The sequence below is a fragment of the Janthinobacterium sp. SUN026 genome (assembly GCF_030397625.1).
Taxonomy (GTDB): Bacteria; Pseudomonadota; Gammaproteobacteria; order Burkholderiales; family Burkholderiaceae_D; genus Janthinobacterium; species Janthinobacterium kumbetense.
On record NZ_JAPQNU010000002.1, the window covers coordinates 97269 to 120432 of the forward strand.

At 62.9% G+C, this 23164-nt stretch carries 15 protein-coding genes; 3 read left to right on the forward strand and 12 right to left on the reverse strand.

All coding sequences use genetic code 11. The features are described from left to right. Nucleotides 1–216 precede the first annotated feature (216 nt). Nucleotides 217–2325: an elongation factor G gene (gene fusA, locus OX459_RS10210; RefSeq protein ID WP_289904905.1), complete on the forward strand. Its 2109-nt coding sequence runs from the start codon at nt 217–219 to the stop codon at nt 2323–2325. A gap of 3 nt (nt 2326–2328) precedes the next feature. On the opposite strand, the gene OX459_RS10215 is transcribed toward fusA, so the two are convergent. Genes OX459_RS10215 through OX459_RS10230 form a run of 4 tightly spaced genes read right to left on the reverse strand, consistent with a single transcriptional unit; the run spans nt 2329 to nt 6988 of the window. Beyond that, entirely contained in the window at nt 2329–3498 is a 1170-nt protein-coding gene (locus OX459_RS10215) for an HlyD family efflux transporter periplasmic adaptor subunit (RefSeq protein ID WP_289904906.1), read from the reverse strand. 21 nt (nt 3499–3519) lie between these two features. After that, complete coding sequence (locus OX459_RS10220) at nt 3520–4965, reverse strand: efflux transporter outer membrane subunit (protein ID WP_289904907.1); 1446 nt, start codon at nt 4963–4965, stop codon at nt 3520–3522. Between the two features lie 17 nt (nt 4966–4982). Next, nucleotides 4983–6557, reverse strand: a complete 1575-nt coding sequence (locus tag OX459_RS10225; protein WP_289904908.1) for a DHA2 family efflux MFS transporter permease subunit — start codon at nt 6555–6557, stop codon at nt 4983–4985. Continuing rightward, complete coding sequence (locus tag OX459_RS10230; protein WP_152280889.1) at nt 6554–6988, reverse strand: MarR family transcriptional regulator; 435 nt, start codon at nt 6986–6988, stop codon at nt 6554–6556. The genes OX459_RS10225 and OX459_RS10230 overlap by 4 nt, the downstream gene beginning before the upstream one ends. 130 nt (nt 6989–7118) lie before the next feature. On the opposite strand from OX459_RS10230, the gene OX459_RS10235 reads away from it, so the two are divergent. Then, nucleotides 7119–7649, forward strand: a complete 531-nt coding sequence (locus OX459_RS10235) for an SRPBCC domain-containing protein (protein WP_289904909.1) — start codon at nt 7119–7121, stop codon at nt 7647–7649. Nucleotides 7650–8436: 787 nt separating this feature from the next. On the opposite strand, the gene OX459_RS10240 is transcribed toward OX459_RS10235, so the two are convergent. The 4 genes from OX459_RS10240 to OX459_RS10255 form a co-directional block, all read right to left on the reverse strand. After that, nucleotides 8437–8823, reverse strand: coding sequence for a hypothetical protein (locus OX459_RS10240; RefSeq protein WP_289904910.1), 387 nt, complete (start codon nt 8821–8823; stop codon nt 8437–8439). 118 nt (nt 8824–8941) lie between these two features. Further along, the gene (locus tag OX459_RS10245) at nt 8942–9637 is read right to left on the reverse strand and encodes a hypothetical protein (RefSeq protein ID WP_289904911.1); all 696 of its coding nucleotides are present in this window, start codon (nt 9635–9637) and stop codon (nt 8942–8944) included. A gap of 249 nt (nt 9638–9886) precedes the next feature. Further along, nucleotides 9887–10408: a demethoxyubiquinone hydroxylase family protein gene (locus OX459_RS10250; RefSeq protein WP_289904912.1), complete on the reverse strand. Its 522-nt coding sequence runs from the start codon at nt 10406–10408 to the stop codon at nt 9887–9889. A 12-nt stretch (nt 10409–10420) separates the two neighbouring features. Next, nucleotides 10421–11335, reverse strand: coding sequence for an alpha/beta hydrolase (locus tag OX459_RS10255; RefSeq protein WP_289904913.1), 915 nt, complete (start codon nt 11333–11335; stop codon nt 10421–10423). Between the two features lie 140 nt (nt 11336–11475). Between OX459_RS10255 and OX459_RS10260 the strand changes: the two genes are divergently transcribed. Further along, complete coding sequence (locus OX459_RS10260) at nt 11476–14676, forward strand: PAS domain-containing protein (protein WP_289904914.1); 3201 nt, start codon at nt 11476–11478, stop codon at nt 14674–14676. On the opposite strand, the gene OX459_RS10265 is transcribed toward OX459_RS10260, so the two are convergent. The 4 genes from OX459_RS10265 to OX459_RS10280 are packed head-to-tail and all read right to left on the reverse strand — an operon-like array spanning nt 14673 to nt 23139. Beyond that, a complete protein-coding gene (locus tag OX459_RS10265; protein WP_289904915.1) occupies nt 14673–17555 on the reverse strand; it encodes a PAS domain S-box protein in 2883 nt (960 codons plus the stop codon). The genes OX459_RS10260 and OX459_RS10265 overlap by 4 nt on opposite strands. A 7-nt stretch (nt 17556–17562) precedes the next feature. Then, complete coding sequence (locus tag OX459_RS10270) at nt 17563–18753, reverse strand: hybrid sensor histidine kinase/response regulator (RefSeq protein ID WP_289904916.1); 1191 nt, start codon at nt 18751–18753, stop codon at nt 17563–17565. Next, entirely contained in the window at nt 18750–19628 is an 879-nt protein-coding gene (locus tag OX459_RS10275) for a CheR family methyltransferase (RefSeq protein ID WP_289904917.1), read from the reverse strand. The genes OX459_RS10270 and OX459_RS10275 overlap by 4 nt, the downstream gene beginning before the upstream one ends. Before the next feature lie 28 nt (nt 19629–19656). Beyond that, nucleotides 19657–23139, reverse strand: a complete 3483-nt coding sequence (locus tag OX459_RS10280) for a response regulator (RefSeq protein ID WP_289904918.1) — start codon at nt 23137–23139, stop codon at nt 19657–19659. Nucleotides 23140–23164 lie beyond the last annotated feature (25 nt).

A 23164-nucleotide genomic window follows, 5' to 3' on the forward strand; every position in this document is an offset into this window, starting at 1 on the left:
AATTACCGTGCGTCTTGATCCTGATTAATCTTTATTAGATTAATACTTATGAAAGTATAGCGGATTACCTTGTTTACCCCGTGCGGCTACCGTGCGCGCGGCCGACAGTGTTGTGCGCCTGGTAAACGGTTTGCCGCCGTGCCGCCCAAATCGATGTCTGCTACACTGGAAAACCGGTGCTGACACTGGCGCGCCGGGCTAGCCATGGAGATTGTGATGACCCGCAAAACACCTATCGAGCGCTACCGCAACATCGGCATCAGCGCCCATATCGACGCCGGCAAGACCACCACCACCGAGCGCATCCTTTTCTACACCGGGGTGAATCACAAGATCGGCGAAGTGCACAACGGCGCCGCCACCATGGACTGGATGGAGCAGGAGCAGGAACGGGGCATCACCATCACCTCGGCCGCCACCACGGCCTTCTGGAAAGGCATGGCCGGCAACTTCCCCGAACACCGCATCAACATCATCGATACGCCCGGCCACGTGGATTTCACGATCGAGGTCGAACGCTCGATGCGCGTGCTCGACGGCGCCGTGATGGTCTACGACGCCGTCGGCGGCGTGCAGCCGCAGTCGGAAACCGTCTGGCGGCAAGCCAACAAATACCATGTGCCGCGCATCGCCTTCATCAACAAGATGGATCGGGTGGGGGCGGATTTCTTGCGTGTGCGCAAGCAGATCGCCGAGCGCCTGAAAGGCGTGGCCGTGCCCATCCAGCTGCCCATCGGCGCGGAAGAGCATTTCACGGGCGTCATCGACTTGCTGAAAATGCGCGCCATCACGTGGGATGACGCCAGCCAGGGCGTGCAGTTCAGCTATGGCGAGATTCCCGCCGAGCTGCTGGCGCAGGCGCAGGAGTGGCACGAGCACCTGGTCGAGCAGGCGGCCGAAGCCACGCTGGAGATGACGGAACGCTACCTGAACGGCGACACGTTCACGGAAGCGGAGCTGAAGCAGGCCTTGCGCGCGCGCACCATCCGCAATGAAATCGTGCCCATGCTGTGCGGCAGCGCCTTCAAGAACAAGGGCGTGCAGGCGATGCTGGACGCCGTCATCGAATATCTGCCCTCGCCGATGGAAGTGCCGCCCATCATGGGCCACGACGAGCACGACAACGAGGTGGAGCGCCACCCGACGGACGACGAGCATTTTTCGGCCCTGGCCTTCAAGATCATGACGGACCCGTTCGTGGGGCAGCTGACCTTCTTCCGCGTGTATTCGGGCGTCGTGAACTCGGGCGACATGGTCTACAACCCCACCAAGAGCGCGCGCGAGCGGCTGGGGCGCATCCTGCAGATGCATGCGAACGAGCGCAAGGAAATCAAGGAAGTGTATGCGGGCGACATCGCCGCCGCCGTGGGCCTGAAAGCCGTGACCACGGGCGACACCCTGTGCGCCATCGACCACATCATCGTGCTGGAAAAGATGATTTTCCCGGAACCCGTGATTTCCCAGGCGGTCGAACCCAAGACCAAGCCTGACCAGGAAAAGATGGGCATCGCCCTGAACCGCCTGGCGCAGGAAGACCCGTCGTTCCGGGTGCATACGGACGAGGAATCGGGCCAGACCATCATGTCGGGCATGGGTGAGTTGCACCTGGAAATTCTGGTCGACCGCATGCGCCGCGAATTCGGCGTGGAAGCCAATGTCGGCAAGCCGCAGGTGGCGTACCGCGAAACCATCACGCGCGCGGTGGACGATATCGAAGGCAAGTTCGTCAAGCAATCGGGCGGACGGGGCCAGTACGGCCACGTGGTGCTCAAGCTGGAACCCTTGCCGCCAGGCACCGGTTATCAATTCGTCGACGCCATCAAGGGCGGCGTGGTGCCGCGCGAATTCATCCCGGCCGTCGACAAGGGCATCGTCGAAACCTTGAAGTCGGGCGTGCTGGCCGGCTATCCGGTCGTCGACGTCAAGGCGACGCTGACCTTCGGCTCCTACCACGACGTCGATTCGAACGAAAACGCGTTCCGCATGGCCGGCTCCATCGCCTTCAAGGATGGCATGCGCAAGGCCCATCCTGTGCTGCTGGAACCGATGATGCAGGTGGAGGCGGAAACGCCGGAAGAGTTCATGGGTAACGTGATGGGCGACTTGACGGCGCGGCGCGGCATGGTGCAGGGCGTCGACGACATTCCCGGCGGCGCGGGACGCATCGTCAAGGCCCTGGTGCCGCTGGCGGAAATGTTCGGTTACTCGACAACCTTGCGTTCGCTGACCCAGGGCCGCGCCACCTACACGATGGAATTCAAACACTATGCGGCTGTGCCCAAGCATATACTGGACCAGGTGGCGGCGGCGGGGAAGGCGAAGTAGGCGTCAGTGGCTTAAGTTCTGCGCAATGATGGCGTCCGCCATCTTCTCCGCCTCATCCACGGGCTGGCTCAGCGCCTGGGTCGTGTAGACCGTGCTGGCCACCATCGGCTGGTCCAGGGTGGCTCCTTCGCCATGGCTGGTGTCGACCGTCACCGTGGTCGACAGGCCGATGCGCAGCGGGTGGGCGGCCAATTCCTTCGGGTCGAGCGTGATGCGCACGGGCACGCGCTGCACCACCTTGATCCAGTTGCCCGTGGCGTTTTGCGCCGGCAGCAGGGAAAACGCGCTGCCCGTGCCGGCCGACATGCCCAGCACCTTGCCGTGGTAGACCACCTTGCTGCCATACAAGTCCGTTTCAATGGTGGCCGCCTGACCCACACGGATATTGCGCAATTCGGACTCCTTGAAGTTCGCATCGACCCATAATTGATCCAGCGGCACGATGGACATCAAGGGCGTGCCCGCCGTCACGTGCGTGCCCAGCTGCACGCTGCGCTTGGCCACATAGCCCGAAACGGGCGCGACCACGGCATTGCGGCGCACGGCCAGCCACGCCTGCAGCACGTCGCCCCTGGCCGACAGCACGGCCGGATGGCTGGCCAGGCTGACGCCGGCAACGCCCGATTTGGCCGACTCGGCCTGGCGCTGCGCCACCGTCAAGGCCGCTTTCGCATCGTCGACGGCCTGTTTCGCATGGGCCAGGTCTTCGCCCGAGATGGTCTGGTCCGCGGCCAGCGGCGCGCGGCGCGCCAGGTTGCCCTGCGCCGTGGCCAGGGCCAGGCGGCGCTGCTCGATGACGGCATCGTACTGCGCCACGTTCGCATAGCGTTCGCGCTCCTGGCGCACGACGTTGCCCAATCGTGCCTCGGCCTGGCTCAGGGCCAGCTCCGCATCGATGGCATTGAGGGTGATCAGCGGGGCGCCCGCTTTCACCATTTGCGTCTCGTCGGCGCGGATGGCGTCGACATTGCCCGTCACTTGCGCGGACAGGGTGACCAGGTTGCCGCCCACGTAGGCATTGTCCGTGACTTCTTCCTTGGCCAGCACCAGCTGGTAATACGCGGCCCAGGCCGCGCCAGCCACGAGGAAGGCGGCCGTGATGGCGATGAGGACGGTCTTGCGCTTGCCCGGGTTGTCGGTAGGTGCGGAGGTGGAGGTGGTATCGCTGCTCATGATGTGTTCCGTAATCGTTGGTTATTGTTTGGTGGTGACGGTGTCGGCGCCGGCGGCGAAATCGCTGCTGCCACGGTAGCCGCCGCCCAGGGCCACGGTCAGGTTGATTTCCGCGTCCTGGCGCTGGTTTTGCAGCTGCATACCCAGGTCCACCTGGCCGCGCACGGTCATTTCCGCATTCAGTTGCGTGGCGCGGTCGGCCAGACCTTGCTTGAGTCGCGCATTCGCATTGCGCAACTGCGCTTCGCTGGCGCGCAGGTTTTCCTGCTGCAGGCGCAGCTGGTTTTCCACGCCCTGCATCCTGGCGCCCGCCTGCGCCACGTCGCGCACGACATTGAAGACGTTCTGGTTGTAGTCGGCGATCAATTCATTGCGTTCGCTGCGCGCGCCAGCCAGCTGCGCCTGCAGGCGGCCGCTGTCGAACAGGGGCAGCGACAGGGCCGGGCCGATGAACAGGGTGCGGCTGCCCGACTGCAGCAGCTTGCCCAGCTTGATCGCATCGAGGCCGAACGAGGCACCCAGGTCGATATCGGGGTAGAACGAGGCTTGCGCCGCCTCGATCGTGCTCATGGCTGCCTGGACTCGCCAGCGGGCCGCCTGCAAGTCGGGCCGGCGCGCCAGCAATTCCATGCCCAGCTTGCCGGGCAGGGCGTGCGGCAGCGCCTGGGCCTCTTTCTGCTGCAGGCTGGCCAGGGCCGAGGCATCCGCACCGAGCAGGGCGCGCAAGGCTTCCCGTTCCGTGACGACCTGCGTTTCCAGCAAGGCGATCTGCTGTTGCAGCAAGCTCAAACGCGTTTGCGCGGACAAATGGTCGTCGCTGACGCCCAGGCCGTTGGCGATGCGCTTTTCCTTGTCGACCACCAGCTGCTGTTGCAGCTTGACGAGCGCATGCAGGTTGTCCATGCGTGCCCAGCCATTCTGCATGCTGAAGTAGTGGCGGGCGATCTCGGCGGCCAGCATCTGCTCCGCCATCGCGTATTCGGCGCGGCGCGCGTTGACTTCGCCCAGGCTGGCCGCGATCTGCGCCTTGTGCTTGCCCCACCAGTCGAGGTCGTAATGGGCTTGCACGCCCACGGTCACCTCGTTGTAGTAATTGCCGCCGATGGGGGCGGGCATCAGGCCATTGCCCGAATAGCGCTGGCGGCTGGCATTCGCGCCCAGGTCTACCCTGGGACCGCGCTGCGCATGCTGGGCATCGAACGCGGACAGGGCCGAGCCGATGCGGGCATTCGCCACATCCAGGTTCGGGCTGCTGGACAGGGCGCTTTCAATCAGCTGGTCCAGCTGGGCGTCCTGGAACTGGCGCCACCACAGCGCGGCGGGCCAGCCTTCGCTGGCCAGGTGGATGTCGGCCGCCAGCTGTATCGTGGCCAGGTCTTGCTGCGGCAACGGTTGCGTGTCGGGCGGGATGCTGGCGCAGCCGGCCAGGGCCAAACTTAGCGCCAGGACGCTCAGGGAGAGTTTCATAGGTGTGTGCATGAGGGTTATTCCATGGCCGCGTGGTCGACCACGACGGGCGCATTCTTCTTTGGTGGTTTGATCAGGAGCAAGAGCGGCAGCACGAGGATGGTTAGCCACATCATCAGCCAGAAGTCGTCGAGGTAGGCGATCATCGATGCCTGCCGCGTGATTTCGCCATTCAGGGCCGCCATGCCCGTGCTCGTGCCCAGGTCGAACACCTGGGCAATACCGGGGTCATGCAGGGCCGGGTTGGCGATAGTGATGTGTTCCGTCAGGGACGCATGGGCGATCTGCGTATTGCGCACCAACAAGGTTTGCACGAGGGCGATGCCGATGCTGCTGCCGATATTGCGCACCAGGCTGTAGATGGCCGTGCCTTCCGCCCGCATCTGCGGCGACAGGGTGGCGAACGTGGCCGCGCTCAGGGGCACGAACACCAGGCCCAGGCCGATGCCCTGGATGATGCCGTTCCACACGACCGTCTTCGGCACCAGGTCCAGGGTGAAATTGGCCATTTGCCACAACGAGAACGCGGTAATCGAAAAGCCCACGCCCAGCAGGATGCGCGTATCGATCTTGCCCGTCAGCCTGCCGACGATCAGCATGGCCAGCATCGTGCCCAGGCCGCTGGGCGCCGTCACGAGGCCGGCGATGGCCGCCGGATAGTTCATCAAGCCTTGCAGCATCGACGGCGTCAGCGCGCGGGTGGCGAACAGCACCATGCCGACGATGAAGATGAACAGCAAGCCGCTCACATAGTTCGAGTTTTTCAGCAACCGGTAGTCGAGGAAGGACTTGCCGGCCGGGCGCAGGGCCGTGTGGGCGATGAAGTAGCACAAGCTCATGGCCAACACGATGGCTTCGATCCACGTTTCCGTGGAAGAAAACCAATCGTTCTGCTCGCCCCGGTCCAGCAGCATCTGCAGCGCGCCAATGGACAGGCTCAGGGTGGCAAAGCCGAACATGTCAAAGTTCATGCGGCGGTTCGGCGGGTCCTTGCGGATGTAGCGCCAGATGCCATAGAAAGCCATGGCGCCGATGGGGATGTTGATGAAGAAGACCCAGCGCCAGCTGTAGCTGTCCGTCAGCCAGCCGCCCAGGGTCGGTCCCAGGATGGGGCCGATCATCACGCCCATGCCCCAGATGGCCATGGCCGAGCCGTGCTTTTCGCGCGGATTGATGTCGAGCAAGACCGCCTGCGACAGGGGCACGAGGGCCGCGCCGAACACGCCCTGCAGCAGACGGGCGGCGACGATCTCGGACAGGGTGCCCGACAGGCCGCACAGCACGGAAGCGAGCGTGAAGCCGGCTACGGAAACGAGAAAGGTGTTCTTCTGGCCGAAACGGTCGCACAGCCAGCCCGTCAGGGGCGTGGCGATGGCGGCGGCAACGATGAAGGAAGTGAGTACCCAGGTGATCTGGTCTTGCGAGGCGGACAGGCTGCCTTGCATGTGGGGCAGGGCGACGTTGGCGATGGTGCCGTCGAGCGCTTGGATGATGGTGGCGAGCATGATCGAAATCGTGATCATGCGCCGGTTCAGGCTGGGGTCTAGTGAAGCGGGCAGCGCCGGTGCGGCGCCGGCTGTGGCCGAACTCATGCGGATTTCTCCGTGGCCGCCTGCAACGCTTCCAGCAGTTCGGTGGCGGCCCGTAATTGATCGGGATCAATGCCCTGCAGCAGTTCCTTGCGGAAACCATCCGCTTCCTTGCGCACGGTGTCATATACCTGCATGCCCGCCTCGGTCAGCACGACGAGTTTCACGCGGCGATCCGTTTCCGATGGCTGGCGCTGCACGAAGCCCGATTTCACGAGCCGATCCAGCATCGACACCATGGTGGGGTTTTCCACGCCCAATTGATGGGCCAGTTCGCTTTGCGAAGGCGGCTGGGGCGACTTGGCGATCATGGCGATGCACATCCAGCTTGCTTGCCCCAGGTCCAGGTCTTTCAGGCGCCGGTCGATGGCATGGCGCCAGCCGCGCGCCGTCTTGTGGAGGGCGGCGGAAAAGCGCTCTTCGATAGAAGTCATAAGGTGAGTCGTCTAATGGTTAGGTATCTAACTAATATTTTAGCATGCTGGTTTGACAGGCGTACAGGCCTTCCCGTTTATCTGCGCCGCTGGTACATTAGTGCCAGACCATCACCCTGAGGAGACCGCCATGACCACCGCAGAACAGAAGCAGGACGGACAGCACCGCGACAGCAGCGACTTTGTCATCACGCAAACTTTCGACGCGCCGCGCGAACTGGTGTTCCAGTCGTGGGTGGAGCCGGAGCGCCTGGCCCAATGGTGGGGCCCCGTCGGCTTCGAATTGAGCGTGCTGGCGCTGGATTTGCAGCCGGGCGGTATTTTCCATTACGGCATGCGCGCCGACAATGGCTATGAGATGTGGGGCAAATTCACCTACCAGGCGATCGAAGCGCCGGAAAAGATCGTGTCGATTTTGTCATTCGCCGACAAGCAGGGCAATGCGGTGCAGCATCCGGTCAGCGCCACCTGGCCTTTGGAATCGTTCAATGTCATGACCCTTACGGAGGAAAACGGCAAGACGACGATGACCTTGCGGTCGACGCCGCACAAGGCCACGGATGAGCAGCATGAGACTTTCAAGCAGGGGTTTGAGTCGATGAAGGTGGGGTTCAAGGCTACCTTCGGCCAGCTGGCCCAGTACCTGGCGCGTGTTCAGTGATCGTATTGTTTTGAACGGCGGGCCAGAGCCGCGGGCCTGAGAAAATGTCCATGGCTGCGTTGCTTGGGCTCGCCGTACATGCGTACTGTCTTCGCCCGCGCGCCTTGCCCTGGCCATTTTTCAGGCCCGCTGGGCCCGGAGAGCCTTTGATTGAGGCGCGGGCGGGTTCTTGCTGTCGTTGGCAGTTTGCGGTTGAGGAAGGTCTGCTTACGCCCCGAAGCAGACACTCCCGAACTATTCGTAATCTACCCAGAGACACTCAGTCGGTTTGACCCTGACGGCTTTAAAGGCGCAACTGGTGACCCACTGAACGACTCGCTCAGCGGCAACCTTAAAGGGCGTGCCTTCGCGCACCCGAGCGATCCTCGGCCGCAATCGCAGCAGAGCATCAGTTGGCCATCTCGATGGCCGAGCTAAAACGGCTACATCTCCAATGCAGAGAATGGGACCCAGATGAATGCTCCCGTCCCCAACATAGGCCGTGCCGTCTATTCGCATAACGATATTAAAATCTGAATCTTCACTTGCGATTCTAAGAACATCGACCACATGAGGGAGCATTAGTGCACGGGTCAAAGCCGGATACGCGGCTGTCTCGCGGACCAACATCCAGCGGTATCGATGCCCCATTACTGTAAAAGTACCGCACATTATTGCTCCATATTATCTGCCCAACTTTTGCACGGCAAATTCTCTGCGCCGGTCCCCCCCCTGCTTCAGGGGGCAGGAAACGTAACGCAGCTCTTGGCCGATTGTTACCGCCCCATAATGGATCTTTCCCACAAACTTACGCGCGTCCAAACTTTTCTAGGGAGCCAGCGAGTTTGTATTCGGTAAGTCCATATAGTTTCTTTAGTAATGCATCGATCGCTTGAAATAGCATGTTAGCGTCAGCTGACCTGTACTGAACACATGCCAGCCGGCCGGGCGACCAATCGATGATCTGTGCAGGCTGAAGTACTACAAAAACTTCGGTGATGAGTGGGGCTGGTGAAGAATTTTCCGTATAAGAGAAATCCATGTAGTCGCCATAGATCAGTATCCATACGTCAGGACGCCCAACAACGCTTAGTCTCGCGTAAAACTCCCTTGATGGAAGCTCACTATGGAGATTTAGGCTGCCAAAGGCTCCCTGCAAAATCCTGCGAACTTCTTCTTTTGATTCTTCTTGCATTGCTAACCCTACTCAGCTGATGAATGACTGTAATGCGCTACATCTCGCATGTTTGCACAACCGTCCGCTTCTGGCCGGTTGCCGTCGTTGCCAAGTTCCGCCCCACAGCGGACACAGCTCAACATTTTGCGTCGGCCTTTTCGCCGCTGTCGAGACTTTTCACCAATGCGTCTCGATTTTCGAAAAATCGCATATTTTTCATTGTGGCGATGCCCCCACAGCGAGTACAGGTGCATGTCTTGGTTTGCGTAAATGTGTTTTCCTCGCTAAGTGCCTGGCACATTTCGCAGCGCCATATCCACGGAAATCTTTCAGGTAGAGATACAGAACAGAGGAAAACGAATTGCTGAGCGACTGTCTGGATGCACTCTTCGGGTTTATTTAGGTCAAGCGCTCCGTTAAATTTTATGCAGCCGGTTTGAGCTTTTGCTGGATCGAGGTCGTCTACGAGATCCAGCCAGATCCAGTGGATATAAGGCTCATTGTAATCATCAGAAATTGTTAGCATTTCTTGCACGCATACCCAAGGCAAAAGTAAGCCTTGAAGCATCTTTTGACAAATGCTACTCGAATAAGTACGTAGAGCGCTGTACCAGTCACTCGGGAGTTCCAATCTTAGTTCGTTTATGCATGACTGAAATAATCGTTCAACTTGATCCGAATCGACGTAGTCGTCCCAGCGGCACACAGCGAGTTCCCAAATGCTAGGCGCATCACAACCGCTTTCCAGCAACTCATTTGCCCAATCGACGTAGTCGAGTGTCCTTATCCAGGATCCATCGATCCTCTTAAAAGCAAGTTCTGTGAAATCCAAGTGTTTCCTTGCAAGGCTTTGGTTTTAGAATACAACTCGCATGACCGCTTCTGGCCGCTTGCCGCCCGGGCCAATAGTATCAGTTGAAATGAGAAACGGATAATCTCAGCCGGCAGATTCGCGGCCTTCATTGAGCATGCGTTCCCTCGCCAATCCACCAGGCACGCAGACCTGTAAATACAACGCGATCTTGTGGCCCTCGATATCATAAGTATTGATACTGGTGCAGATCGTCGTGTTTCGTGATGCTTAAAGGCGCATCCCCAGCCAGATCACCGATTCCGTGGCGCCGGACACCACAGCGCTCAGCATGCGTCCGAACATCCCGCTGCCTTGCGTGTAGATCGATGCCTGGTCGTGATGTTCCTGCTCGTCCCTGAGTATCGCTGCAATGGCGTGTACCGCGTCATCGTCCTCGCTCAACATGGTGAGTTGGTGCCGCAGATGTTGGAGGACCACCCGTTCGACGGCCACGGTGGTCAGCGAGATCGCGCGCGCTCCGCACAGTCCCGTGACGATGCCCAGCGCATAGCCTCCGGCCGCACACAGGTAATAGCTGCGGCAGCGCGGCAAGCCACGGCGCTTGAGAACGTCGTGAAATATTGTCCTGTGCTCCCGCTCATGCGCCCTGAAGGCGCGCAGTTCCTGCACGATATGGCTTGCCGTCCAACGTGCCATGAAGATCTGGCCCGTATAAATGCCGATGGCACCTTGCTCTCCCGCATGGTTCACCTTCATTACCCGGTCTGAAAACTGTGTATTCGCATCCATTGATCGCTTGCCTTATTGGCTCTTGTCGCCCTCCATCCCCAGCATCCCCCGCACCACCGGCAATATCATCCCCCAAGCATTCGACGTCGCAGCAATCTCGTCATAATGACTGGCACCGGGCAAGATCAGTACTTCCGCATGGTCGCCGGCCTTGATTGCCTTGGCTGCATAGTCGTGCGCGACTCTGGGCGGGGAGATGGTGTCGAGCTCGCCTGTGATCAAGACGGTGCGGCTGCCGTTGGGCATCAGGTCGGCGGCGTTGGTGTCGCTGTAGATGTCGGGGCGCTCGGTGCTGGCGCTGCCTGCCAGCTGGGCGATGTCGCGCTCGCAGCTGGTCTTGATCAAGTCCTTTTCATGGCGCAGGTCGGCCAGGCCGCCCAGGCTGACGATATTTTTCACTGGCAGGAGCTTGTCGCGGTACAGGGGGCTGGTCTTCGGCAGCTTTTCCCTGCCTGCGATCCACTGCACCAGCTGGCCGCCGGCCGAGTGGCCCATGGCGACGATGCGCTTCACGTCCAGCTGGTATTGGGGCGCGTGCTGTTGCAGGCTGTCCAGCGCCGCGTGCATGTCTTCATAGGTGCCCGGATAGCCGCCGCCCGGCTCGTCCACGCGCCGGTACTCCACATTCCACACGGCGATGCCTTGCGCGACGAGGGCGCCGGCCACGTTGCGCATCTGCTGGATGCCGCCGAAGGCCACCGTCCAGCAGCCGCCATGCACGAGCACGACGACGGGAAACGGTCCGCTGCCGTCGGGCCGGAACAGCTGCGCGTATTGCGACGGCGCGGGGCCGTACGCGATCTGCACCGTGGGCGGGGGGCCGTTCAGGGCCAGGTAGTCGTCCAGGCTCATGGGGGCGGCGACGGCGCCGTGGGCGGAGGTGAGCAGGGCGGTGGTGATCAGGGAGGAGGGCAAGGAGGTAGGCATGCTGGAATTCGCTTGAGAAGAGAGCAACACTTTAGCATAGGCCCGCGTGGGCGCAGAGATCAAGCGCTGCGCTGTTTTCCTCCTGCAAGAGGGGTGCCCCATGGTATATTTCGGGCATCAGTTTTCCCCTTATCGACACGGTGCACGCAAACAACATTCTTTCCTTGCTGGACGCCGAGCATACTGCGCTGGGCAGCATCGCGGCCGGCGCCGACCTGGCTCATGCATTGGAGCATTTGTTGCTGGCGCTGCAAGACCTGGCCGAGGGCGGCGCGCATGCCTGCCTCGTGCTCATCGACGAAGCCGACCGCTTTTGCGGCCTGTCCGCGCCCAGCCTGCCGCAAGACCTGTGCCTGGCCCTGCGCCACGGCGGCGACCAGCCATCCCCGTTCGGCACGGCGGCCTTTTCCGGCGCGCCCGTGTATTGCGGCGACATCACGCGTGACGTGAACTGGAGCGCCGGACGCAAGGAAGCCATGCTGCACGGCTACCGCGCCTGCTGGGTCGCCCCCGTCTTTGGCGCCAAGGGACATATCCTCGGCGTGCTGGGCCTGTTTTTCCAGGCGCCATGCCATCCCACGCAACCCGAGACCGAATTGCTGGCGCTGGCCGCGCGCGTGGCCGCGCATGTCATCGAACGGGGCCAGCTGGAACAATCGCTGCACGACAGCCGCGAACATTTTCATTACGCCATAGAATTGAACACGCAAGTGCTGTGGACGGCCGACGTCGACGGCAAGCTCGATTATGTGGCGCAGCGCTGGCGCGAATGGACGGGCGGCAGCGGCCTGGGCACCAGCTGGCTGGATGCCATCCACCCCGAGGACGTGCCCCATTCCCTGGCGGCCTGGAGCGAAGCCGTGGGCAGCGGCCAGCCTTTCGACCAGGAAATGCGCGTGCGCCGGCAAGACGGCCGCTACCGCTGGATGCACTCGCGCGCCTACTGCCGGCAAGACGAGCGCGGCCAGCCCGCGAAATGGTATGGCTCGTGCGAGGATATCGACGAACACTGGCAGGCGCGCAACGCCTTGCTCGACAGCGAAGCGCAGTTCCGTTCGCTCGCTTCCACCATGCCCAACCAGGCTTGGCTGGCGCATGGCAGCGGCGCCACCTACTGGGTCAACGAGCAGGTCTGCGAATACACGGGACAATCGCTGAAGTCGCTCGTCACCAGCGGTTTTCGCCACTGCGTGCATCCGGACGACGTGCAGGCCACGCAAAAGAGCTGGGAACGGGCCGTCGCCACCGCCAGCGCTTACGAACACGAATTCCGCATGCGCCGCGCCAGCGACGGCGCCTACCGCTGGTTCCTGGCGCGCGCCTTGCCCCTGTTCGACGAGGCGGGCACGGTGCTGCGCTGGGTGGGCACGAATACGGACGTGCAGGAACAGAAGAACGTGCTGGAAAAGATGGCCTATCTGAATTCCTCGCTGGAAGTGGAAATGGCCAACCGCACGGCCGACCGCGACCGCATGTGGCGGCTGTCGACCGATATCATGCTGGTGGCGGACCTGGCCGGCATGATCATCGCCGTCAATCCCGCCTGGAGCAAGATCCTCGACCGGCCGGAAATCGAGTCGCTGGGCATGGATTTCATCAGCCTCGTGCATCCCGACGACCGCATGGCGGCCTTGAAGGACTTGTCGCGCCTGGCCCACGGCGCGCCCACCTTGCGCATGGAAAACCGCTACCGGCGCCGCGATGGCGGCTACCGCTGGATTTCCTGGACGGCCGTGCCGGCGCAAAAGCTGATCCACGCCATCGGCCGCGATGTCACGGACGAGAAGGAGGCGCGGCTGGCACTGGTGCGCAGCGAGCAAGCTTTATTGCAGGCACAGAAGCTGGAATCGATCGGCAAGCTGACGGGCGGCGTGGCCCACGATTTCAATAATGTGCTGCAAATTATCTCGGGCAATTTGCAGTTGCTGAAGCTGACCGTGGCCGACAATCCGCAGGCGGCCAGGCGCCTCGCTTCGGCCGCCTCGGCCGTCGAGCGGGGCGCCAAGCTGTCGTCGCAACTGCTGGCCTTTGCGCGGCGTCAACCTTTGCGGCCGCTGGTGACGGACCTGGGGCGCTTGCTGCGCCGCATGCATGAGCTGATCCGCCGCGCCCTGGGCGAAGCGATTGCCGAGGAAACCTTCATCAGCGAAGGCTTGTGGCATACCCTGGTCGACCCGAACCAGATGGAAAACGTGCTGCTGAACATGGCCATCAACGCGCGCGACGCGATGGACAAGGGCGGGCGCCTCACTTTTACCTTGAGCAATGTCACGCTCGATGCGGACTACGCCAGCCTGCATGCCGACGTGCTGGAAGGGCAATACGTGCTGCTGACCATCACCGACACGGGCCACGGCATGACGCGCGACGTGATCGACCAGATCTTCGAGCCCTTCTTCACCACCAAGCGCGAAGGCGAGGGCACGGGCCTGGGCCTGTCCATGGCCTACGGCTTCATCCGCCAGAGCGCGGGCCACATCAAGGTGCACAGCGCGCCGGGCGCCGGCACGACGTTCAAGATTTATCTGCCCCGTTCGCTGGAAACGCTGGCCGAGCCGCCGCCGGGCCTGACGGGTCCCGTGCTGGGCGGCAGCGAGACCATCCTCGTGGTGGAAGACGATGCTCCAGTGCAACATACGGTGGTCGACATGCTGCGCGGTCTCGGTTACGACGTGCTGCATGCGGATGACGGCGCCTCGGCCCTGGCCCTGCTGGGCACGGGCGTGGCCATCGACCTGCTGTTTACGGACGTCGTCATGCCGGGCCCCGTCAGCAGCAAGGAACTGGCGCAGCAAGCCAGGCTGCTGCTGCCGGAACTGGCCGTCTTGTTTACTTCGGGCTATACGCACAACGCCATCATGCAGGGCGGGCGGCTGGATCCGGGCGTCGAATTGTTGAGCAAACCCTATCAGCGCGAAGACCTGGCGCGGCGCATCCGCCACGTGCTGGCCGACCGCCGCCTGGTCGGCGCACCGGACCCGTCCGGGCGGCGCATCCTGCTGGTGGAAGACAATGACGATGCGCGCGAAATGACGACGGAAATGCTCAATATGCTGGGCCACACCGTGCACGGCGTGTCCAGCGCCGAGGAAGCCTTGCCCCTGCTGGCCTTGCCGGGCCTGGACGTGCTGGTGACGGACATCAGCCTGCCCACCATGTCCGGCCTGGAACTGGCGCGCCATGCGCGCGCGCATTGGCCGCAGCTGGACGTGGTATTTGCTTCCGGGCATGATTGGGGCGCCAGCCTGATGCAGGACGCCAGCGCGCGCTTCCTGCGCAAGCCGTTTGGCCTGGAAGAGCTGGCCGGCGCACTGAAGGCGCGCCGGCTCGACGTTTACTAGCCTGTCGGCAGCAAGGCTTGCTGCAATTGCTCGACGGTAAATGGTTTCACCAGGAAGCGCGCTTGCGGGTCCAGCACGCCGGAATTGGCCGGCGCATGGCCCGTGGAAAACACCACTTCCAGCCGCGGATGCTCGCGCGCCACCAGTTCGGCCAGCTCGGCGCCCGACATCCGGGGCAGGCTGATATCGGTCAGCAGCAGGTCCAGCCCCGGCGTGTCCAGCAGGGGCAAGGCTTCCTCGGCCGTGCCCACGGCCAGCACCGTGTGTCCCAGCATGGACAGCAGGTCGCCCGTCATGGCGCGCGCGTCCGCATTGTCTTCCACCAGAAGGATATGGCGGCCTGCCGGCGGCGCTGTTGCCGGCTGCGGCGACAGCTGTGCGCGGTACTGGTGCAGGGCCGTCACGTGGCGGCCATTCGCCAGCAAGTGGCGGATGCGCCGCGCCAGGTCTTCGCGTCGGTATGGCTTGCTCAACAATTCCACGCCCGGTTCCAGCCGCCCGCCCTGCATGATGGCGTCCTGCGTATAGCCCGAGGTGAACAGCACGGCCAGCTGCGGCAGCAGCACGCGGGCCTGGCGCGCCAGCGCCGTGCTGGCCACCTTGCCTGGCATCACCACATCCGTAAACAGCAGGTCGATGGGCACGCCGCTGCCGATGATGGCCAGCGCGCTTTCGCCATCGCTGGCACGCAGCACGGCATAGCCGAGGCCGCGCAACATGTCCACCACCGTCGTCTGCACCTGCACGTCGTCTTCCACGACGAGGATGGTTTCCTTGCCGCCCAGCACGGGGCCGCCCAGTTGCAGCGGCAGTTCCGTTTCCGCTTCGAGCGAGCGCGGCAGATAGATGCGGAAGGTGCTGCCATGGCCCGGCAGGCTGTCCACCGTCAGGTGGCCGCCGCTCTGGCGCAGGAAGCCGTACGCCATGCTCAAACCCAGGCCCGTGCCTTCGCCTTCTTTCTTGGTCGTGAAGAACGGCTCGAAAATCTTGTCCAGCAGTTCTGCGGGAATGCCCGTGCCTGTGTCGGAGACGGCCAGCTGCACGTAGTCGCCGGGCGCCACGTCCGCATGGCGCGCCGCGTAGTCGCTGCCCAGCACGCTGTTGCTGAGTTCGATGGTCAGCTGGCCCTCGCCTTCCATGGCGTCGCGCGCGTTGATGGCCAGGTTGAGGATGACGTTTTCCAGCTGGTGCGGATCGACCAGGGCGCGCCAGCAGTCGTCGGCCAGCAGCAAGCGCGTTTCGATGGTTTCGCCGGTGGCGCGCCGCAGCAGCTCTTCCGTCGCGCGCAGCAGTTGCGCCAGGTCCGTCACCAGCGGTTTTAGCGGTTGACGCCGCGCAAAGGCCAGCAACTGGGCCGACAGCTTGGCGCCCCGTTCCACGGCGGCCGAGGCGCTGGCGATGCGCTTGGCGGCCAGCGGGTCGTTGTCCAGGCCCAGCTGCAGCAATTGCAAATTGCCCGAGATAATTTGCAGCACGTTATTGAAGTCGTGGGCCACGCCGCCCGTCAGCTTGCCCAGCGCTTCGAGCTTTTGCGATTGCAGCAGGGCCATCTCGCTGTGGCGTAACGATTCCTGCATGCGGCGCAAGGTATTCTGCGCTTCCTTTTCCAGGGTGACGTGGCGTCCGGTGGCAAACACCAGGTCGCCTTCGATTGCCGCCACCCACGACAGCCAGCGGTGGCCGCCATCGCGGTGCCGGTAGCGGTTTTCAAAGCTGGGCATGGACTCCTTGCCCACTTGCAGCAAGGCCTCGCGCGTGGCGGCGGCATCCTCGGGCAGCACGAAGTCGAAGATGCTGCGGCCCAGCATTTCCTCGGGCAACCAGCCCAGGATGGCGCCGGCGGCCGGGTTGACGGCGGCAAAGCAGCCTTCGCCATCGATGGCCACCATCAAGTCTTGCGCGCTGCGCCATAGCCGCTCGCGCTCGCTGTTGCGCGCGGCCAGGTCCGCTTCCAGCTTCTTTTCCACGGTGATGTCGCGCGCGCTGCAATACACCTTGTCGCCTTCGGGCACGGCCACCCACGACAGCCAGTGCCAGCCGCCCAGCTTGTGGCGGTAGCGGTTTTCGAAACGCAAGGCGGGCTGGCCCTGGTTGGCCGCATCCCAGGCCGCGTGGGTGCGCGGCAAGTCGTCCGGATGGATCAGTTCGAGGAATTTCGTCGTGCGGATTTCCTCTGCCGACCAGCCCAGGGTGGCTTGCCAGGCGGGGTTCGAGTATTCGAAATAGCCGTCGAGGTTGAGCACGCCCAGCAAGTCGGGGCTGACGTTCCAGGTGCGGCCGAATTCGCGCGTGCGCTCGGCCACCTGCGTTTCCATGCTGGCACTGAGGGCGCGCAGGCGCGCTTCCGCCTGGGCCCGCAAAATGGTCGACCAGACCCGCTCCGACACTTGCACGGCCAGTTCGATCTCGTCCGCATGCCACAGGCGGGCCGCGCGGCTGTGCACGACGAACAGGGCCGCCAGCTGGCCATCCTTGGCAATGGGAATGTTCAGGAAGGCACGGATGCCCAGGCGCGCAAACGTGGCTTGCGCGGCGGGCTGGGCCGTGCGCGGGTCATTCATCACGTCGCTGACGGCCAGCGCCTGGCCCGCGGCAAGCGCCTCGGACAGGCCTGCCGCGCAATCGCCGAGGAAATATTCGCCGGCGGCGCCCGGCGCCAGGCCATCGCTCCACGCATGCTGCAGGGTGGGGCACTGCAGGACCTGGTCAATATCGAAACACGCCACTTGCTGGGCGCCCAGGCGCTGGCCCAGCAGCTGGGCCGACAGGGCGAGGATCTCGCCCGTGTCTTGCAGCAGGCGCAGCCGGCGTTCCAGTTGCAGCAGGAACGCCACGCCGCTGGCGCCGGCCTGGCTGCTGGTGGCAGGAGTGCTGCTCATGCGGGCCTCAGCTGCCGGCCAGCGGCAGGGTGACGCTGAACAGGGCGCCATTGCCGGGCTGGCTTTGCAGGGTGATGGCGCCGCCGTGCGCATCGACCAGCTGCTTGGTGATGAACAGGCCCAGGCCCAGGCCGCCCGTGCGGTCCTGGTGGATGACGCGCTCGAAGGCGTCGAAGATGCGTTCCTGGTCGCGCGCGTTGATGCCGATGCCATGGTCGCGCACTTCGATGACGGCGCTGTTCTGCGTGTGCGCCAGGCTGATTTCCACGGCCTGGCCCTGGCCGTAGCGCACGGCATTGCTGATCAGGTTGACAACGATCTGTTCGACGCGGAAGGCGTCCCAGTAACCCTGGATGGGTTCGAATGCCAGCACTTCCAGCACGCTGCCGGCGGCGGCCGCATACGGTACCAGGTCGTCCGCCACGCGGCGTACCAGGCTGGTCAGGTCGACGGCTTCGCGGCGGATCGACAGCTTGCCGCTGGTGATGCGCGACACGTCGAGCATGTCGTCGATCAGGCGCACCATGCTGCGGATTTGCCGCCCGTCGCGCGCCACCATCTTGCCCAGCTTTTCCGGTTCAAAGGCGGCCAGGTTGCCCCGTTCCAGGTTGACGGTGCGCATCTGCGTTTCCAGGAACAGCGTGTTCAGCGGCGTGCGCAGCTCGTGCGCCACCATGGACATGAATTCGTCGCGCAAGCGCAGCGAACGCTGCAGTTCCGCCTGGGTGGCGCGCAATTCCTTCAGCAGCGCTTCCTGCTGCTGGCGGCTGTGCTCGAGCGCCTGCACCTGGCGCCGCGTTTCGCTGCGCTGCTGGTGCAGGGCGACGAAGACGTTGACCTTGCTTTGCACGGCGTTGATGTCGAGCGGCTTGTGCAGGAAATCGACGGCGCCGCTTTCATAGCCCTGGAAGGCGAAATTCATTTCCTTGCCGGCCGCCGTGACGAAGACGATGGGGATGTGGCGCGTCTTTTCCGTGCCGCGCATCAATTGCGCCAGCTCAAAGCCATCCATTTCCGGCATTTGCACGTCGAGGATGGCCAGCGCGAAATCGTGTTCCAGCAGCAGGGCCAGCGCTTCTTCGCCCGAGGATGCCTGGTAGACGCTGCGGTCGCTCTCGCGTATCAGCGCATTTAGCGCGCGCAAGTTTTCCGGCAAGTCGTCGACGATCAGCAGTTTGGTGCTTGTTTCATTCATCATGTTTCATTCCTGGCATGGCTTTGCCGTCCAGCGTAGTGGGAAGCGGCGTGCGACGTCGCACGCTTGCGGTAGAGCTTTTCGGGACCCGGCAATGGCTCGAATTCGGCGGCAAAGCGGGTGAAATGCGTGCTTTCCTTGCTGCCCAGGCCCAGGAAACCCCGGTGGCACAGCGAGTCGTGGAACAGGCCCAGGGCCCGCTCCTGCAAGGTTTTGTTGAAGTAAATCAGCACGTTACGGCAGCAAATCAATTGCGTTTCAATAAAAACACTGTCTGTGGACAGGCTGTGGTCGGCAAAGTTGATCCTGTCGAGCAGGCGCTGCTGGAAACGCGCCGTCGCATGCTCGGCCGTGTAGTAGTCGGCCAGCTGGCCCAGGCCGCCCGCGGCCAGGTAGTTGGCGCCGTACTCATCGAGCCGGTGCAGCGGATACACGCCGCGCGCGGCCGTGGCCAGCGCTTGCGGATTGATGTCCGTGGCGTAAATCGTGCTGCGTTCGAGCAAGCCTTCCTCGTGCAGCAGGATGGCCAGCGACAGCGCTTCCTCGCCCGTGCAGCAGCCGGCCACCCAGATGGTCGGCGACGGATAGGTTTTCAGCACGGGCACCACCTGTTCGCGCAAGGCGCGGAAAAACGCCGGGTCGCGGAACATTTGCGTGACGGGCACGGTCAAAATCTGCAGCAGCTTGCCAAAGGCGGCGGCATCGTCCAGCACCAGCTGCTGCAAGGCGGGCAAGTCGGCGCAATGCAGGCGTTCGAGCGCCTGATGCAGGCGCCGCCGCTGCGAGGGTAAAGAGTAGTCGCGGAAATCATAGCTGTAGCGCTGATAGATTGCCTCCATCAGCGTCTGTAGTTGCGCGTCCGTGGTGCGCAGGGACATCAGCGCCGCTCCCGGGCATGGCGTGTCATCACATGCGTTCCATCTTCGGCATCCACACGCGCAGCAGCGAATACAAACGGTCCAGGTCGATCGGCTTGGCCAAGTAATCGGATGCGCCCGCCTGCAGGCATTCTTCCTGGTCATTTTTCATGGCCTTGGCCGTGATGGCGATGATGGGCAGCTTGTTGTAGCGGCCGTCGGCGCGGATCAAGCGCGTCGCTTCCAGGCCATCCATGCCCGGCATCATGACATCCATCAATACGAGGTCGATATCGTCCACGCTGTTGAGCTTGCTGATGGCTTCGAAGCCGTTGCGGCCGATTTCCACCACCACGCCTTTCTGTTCCAGCGCATTCGTCAGGGCAAAGATATTGCGCACGTCGTCGTCCACCAGCAAGATCTTGCGCCCTTCAAACACGCGCTCGCGGCTGCGCACCTGCTGCAGCATGCCCTGGCGCTCGCTCGACAGTTCCGATTCCACCTTGTGCAGGAAGAGGGTGACTTCGTCGAGCAGGCGTTCGGGCGAGCGGGCACCCTTGATGATGATGGAGCGCGAATACTTCATCAGGTCCGCTTCTTCCTCGCGGCTCAGGTTGCGGCCCGTGTAGACGATGACGGGCGGGAATGAGCACAACTCTTCATGTTCCATGCGTTCGAGCAATTCGTTGCCCTGGATATCGGGCAACTTGAGGTCGATGATCATGCAGTCGAAAATCTGTGTTTTCAGCAATTCCAGCGCCTGTTCGCCCAGCGCCACGGCCGTGATTTCCACGTCGTCGTCGCTGATCAGGTGCACCACGCTTTCGCGCTGGCGTTCGTCGTCCTCGACCAGCAGGATGCGCTTCATCTTTTGCGTAAACTTCGATTCGAGCTTGCGGAACACTTCCTTCAGCTGCTCGCGCGTGCGCGGCTTGGTGGCGTAGCCGATGGCGCCCAATTGCATGGCTTCCTGCATCTGGTCGTTGCCGGAGACGATGTGCACGGGAATGTGGCGCGTCAGCGGGTTTTCCTTGAGCTGCTGCAAGACCAGCAAGCCCGGGCGGTCCGGCAAGCCCATGTCGAGCAGGATGGCGTCGGGCAGGAATTCTTGCGCCAGGCGCAAGCCTTCGTCGGCGCCGTGCGCCACCAGGCAGCGGTATTGCATTTCATGCGCGAGGTCGAACAAGATGCCCGCGAACGACGGCTCATCCTCGATCACCAGCACGGAACGCTGGCCCGTCTTGGCTGCGGGCACGCTATTCCTGTCATCCTCGAAGGTGGGCAGCGGCACGGGCTTGGCGGCAGGCGCCGCCTTGGGCGCGGCGGCCGCGATTCTGGCGGGCGCCTGCGGCGCGGCGGCGGGCACGGTGGCCGCTTCCGCCGCGCGTTCCGGCATGACGGCCGGCAGCACGAGGGTGAACGTGCTGCCCTGGCCGGGCGTGCTGGCCAGCTCGATGCTGCCACCGAGCAAGGCTGCCAGGTCGCGCGAAATCGACAGGCCCAGGCCCGTGCCGCCGTAGCGGCGGCTTGTGGTGCCGTCGGCCTGGTGGAAGGCGTCGAAAATCTTGTGCTGCTGGTCGCCGGCGATGCCGATGCCCGTATCCTGCACCTGGAAGCGCACCTGGCCGGCCGCAGCGGTGCTCACATGCAGCGATACGCTGCCCGTATCGGTAAACTTGATGGCGTTCGACAGCAGGTTTTTCAGGATTTGCTCCAAGCGCTGGCGGTCGCTGACAAACGATGGCGGGGCGTCCGGCGCCACCTTGACGTCTAAAACGAGTTTCTTTTGCTGCGCCTGGGCGCCGAACAGCATCTTCATGCTGCTGAGCAGTTCGTCGAAGGGCACGGCTTCCGGCGTCAATTCCAGCTTGCCCGCCTCGACCTTGGAAATGTCGAGGATATCGTTGATGAGGGTCAACAAATCGTTGCCGGCCGAATAAATGGTTTGCGCAAACGTCACTTGCTCCGGCGTCAGGTTGCCGCTGGTATTGTCCGACAGCAGCTTCGACAGGATGAGCGAACTGTTCAACGGCGTGCGCAGTTCGTGCGACATGTTCGCCAGGAATTCGGATTTATAGCGGCTGGCCCGCTGCAGCTCTTCGGCGCGCGCTTCCAGCTGTGCATGGGCTTCGCCGATGGCCATGTTTTTCTGGTCCAGCGACAGCGCCTGCACGGCCAGCTGCTCGTTCGACTGTTCCAGTGCCGCCTTTTGCTCTTCCAAGTGGGCTTGCGACTGTTCCAGCACGCGCGACTGCTCGCCCAGTTCTTCATTGGCCGTGCGCAATTCTTCCTGCTGCACTTCCAGTTCTTCATTCAATTGCTGGGTTTCTTCCAGCACATTTTGCAGGCGCTGGCGGTACAGGGCCGCTTCCAGCGACGTGCCGACATTCGCGGCAATCAGGTTCAGCCATTCCTTGGCGCGGGCACTGACGGGATGCGTGAAGCCCAGTTCGATGACGCCGTTGACAACGCCTTCGTTATTGACGGGCGTCAAGACCAGTTCCAGCGGCGTGCCGTGGCCCAGGCTCGACGTCACGGTCAGGTAATTCTCGGGCACTTGCTGCACATGCTTGAGGCGCTTTTCGCGCGCCGTCTCGCCCACCAGGCCTTCGCCCAGCTTGAAGACAGGCTTGTCCTTCACGCCCTGGTCGCTGAAGCCGTACACGGCCGTGCGGCGCAGGCTGCCATCCTCGTCGACGACGTACAGGGTGGCGACGGCCACGTCGAGGCGGTGGGCCAGGAAGTCCAGCACGTGCCGTCCCAGTTGCGGCAAGCCCAGCTGGCCGCTCGTGTGGGCCGCCAATTCCGTCTGCCCCGTGCGCAGCCACGCCTGCTCCTGCAGCACGTCGTTATCCTTGCCGCGCTGCTCGAGCGCATCGTTGTAGATGTCGGACAGGCGCAGCAGTTCGCGCCGTCCCAGGTAGGCGAGCAAGCCCGACAATCCCAGGCTGAGGATGAGGAAGACCACCACGGCCAGCATGGTGCGGCTTTCGGCCGTATCGGCCCGTTCCTGGCGCAGCCGCTGTTCCATGGACAGGAAGGCGAGGAATTCGCGGCGGATTTCGTCAAATTCCAGCTTGCCTTCGCCCTGGCGCACGCGCGCGAGGAATTCCTGGTTGCTGCGGCGCTGGGCGATCACGCCTTCGGCATAATCGAGCCACTGGCCTTGCAGCGCGCGGATGCGGCGCAGCCGGTCGACCTGGATGGGGCTGTCGGATACCAGTTCCAGCAGCGTGTTCATTTCGACGGCGATCTTTGCCTTGCCTGATTTATATGGCGCCAAAAACGTTTCGTCGCCCGTCAGCAAGTAGCCGCGCATGCCCGTTTCCAGGTCGACGGACAATTTCATGACCTCGTTCGCATTGCCGATCACCCGTTCGGAATGCTCGACCGAGCGCAGGGCCGACAGCAGGTAGGCGATCAGGGCGACGAACACGAGGGCCGTGATGACCCCGATGACCAACGGCAAGGTGACGTTGCGGGCGAGGATGCGGCGAAAGCTGAAGGAATCGATCGGTGTCTTGGTATTCATCATGTCCGTGTAAGGCTGTCGCGAA

Bases quoted from the DNA above. Each gene is read 5' to 3' on its own strand.
- fusA (WP_289904905.1), top strand. From the start codon at position 217: ATGACCCGCAAAACACCTATCGAGCGCTACCGCAACATCGGCATCAGC.
- OX459_RS10215 (WP_289904906.1), bottom strand. From the start codon at position 3,498: ATGAGCAGCGATACCACCTCCACCTCCGCACCTACCGACAACCCGGGC.
- OX459_RS10220 (WP_289904907.1), bottom strand. From the start codon at position 4,965: ATGAAACTCTCCCTGAGCGTCCTGGCGCTAAGTTTGGCCCTGGCCGGC.
- OX459_RS10225 (WP_289904908.1), bottom strand. From the start codon at position 6,557: ATGAGTTCGGCCACAGCCGGCGCCGCACCGGCGCTGCCCGCTTCACTA.
- OX459_RS10230 (WP_152280889.1), bottom strand. From the start codon at position 6,988: ATGACTTCTATCGAAGAGCGCTTTTCCGCCGCCCTCCACAAGACGGCG.
- OX459_RS10235 (WP_289904909.1), top strand. From the start codon at position 7,119: ATGACCACCGCAGAACAGAAGCAGGACGGACAGCACCGCGACAGCAGC.
- OX459_RS10240 (WP_289904910.1), bottom strand. From the start codon at position 8,823: ATGCAAGAAGAATCAAAAGAAGAAGTTCGCAGGATTTTGCAGGGAGCC.
- OX459_RS10250 (WP_289904912.1), bottom strand. From the start codon at position 10,408: ATGGATGCGAATACACAGTTTTCAGACCGGGTAATGAAGGTGAACCAT.
- OX459_RS10255 (WP_289904913.1), bottom strand. From the start codon at position 11,335: ATGCCTACCTCCTTGCCCTCCTCCCTGATCACCACCGCCCTGCTCACC.
- OX459_RS10265 (WP_289904915.1), bottom strand. From the start codon at position 17,555: ATGAGCAGCACTCCTGCCACCAGCAGCCAGGCCGGCGCCAGCGGCGTG.
- OX459_RS10270 (WP_289904916.1), bottom strand. From the start codon at position 18,753: ATGATGAATGAAACAAGCACCAAACTGCTGATCGTCGACGACTTGCCG.
- OX459_RS10275 (WP_289904917.1), bottom strand. From the start codon at position 19,628: ATGTCCCTGCGCACCACGGACGCGCAACTACAGACGCTGATGGAGGCA.
- OX459_RS10280 (WP_289904918.1), bottom strand. From the start codon at position 23,139: ATGAATACCAAGACACCGATCGATTCCTTCAGCTTTCGCCGCATCCTC.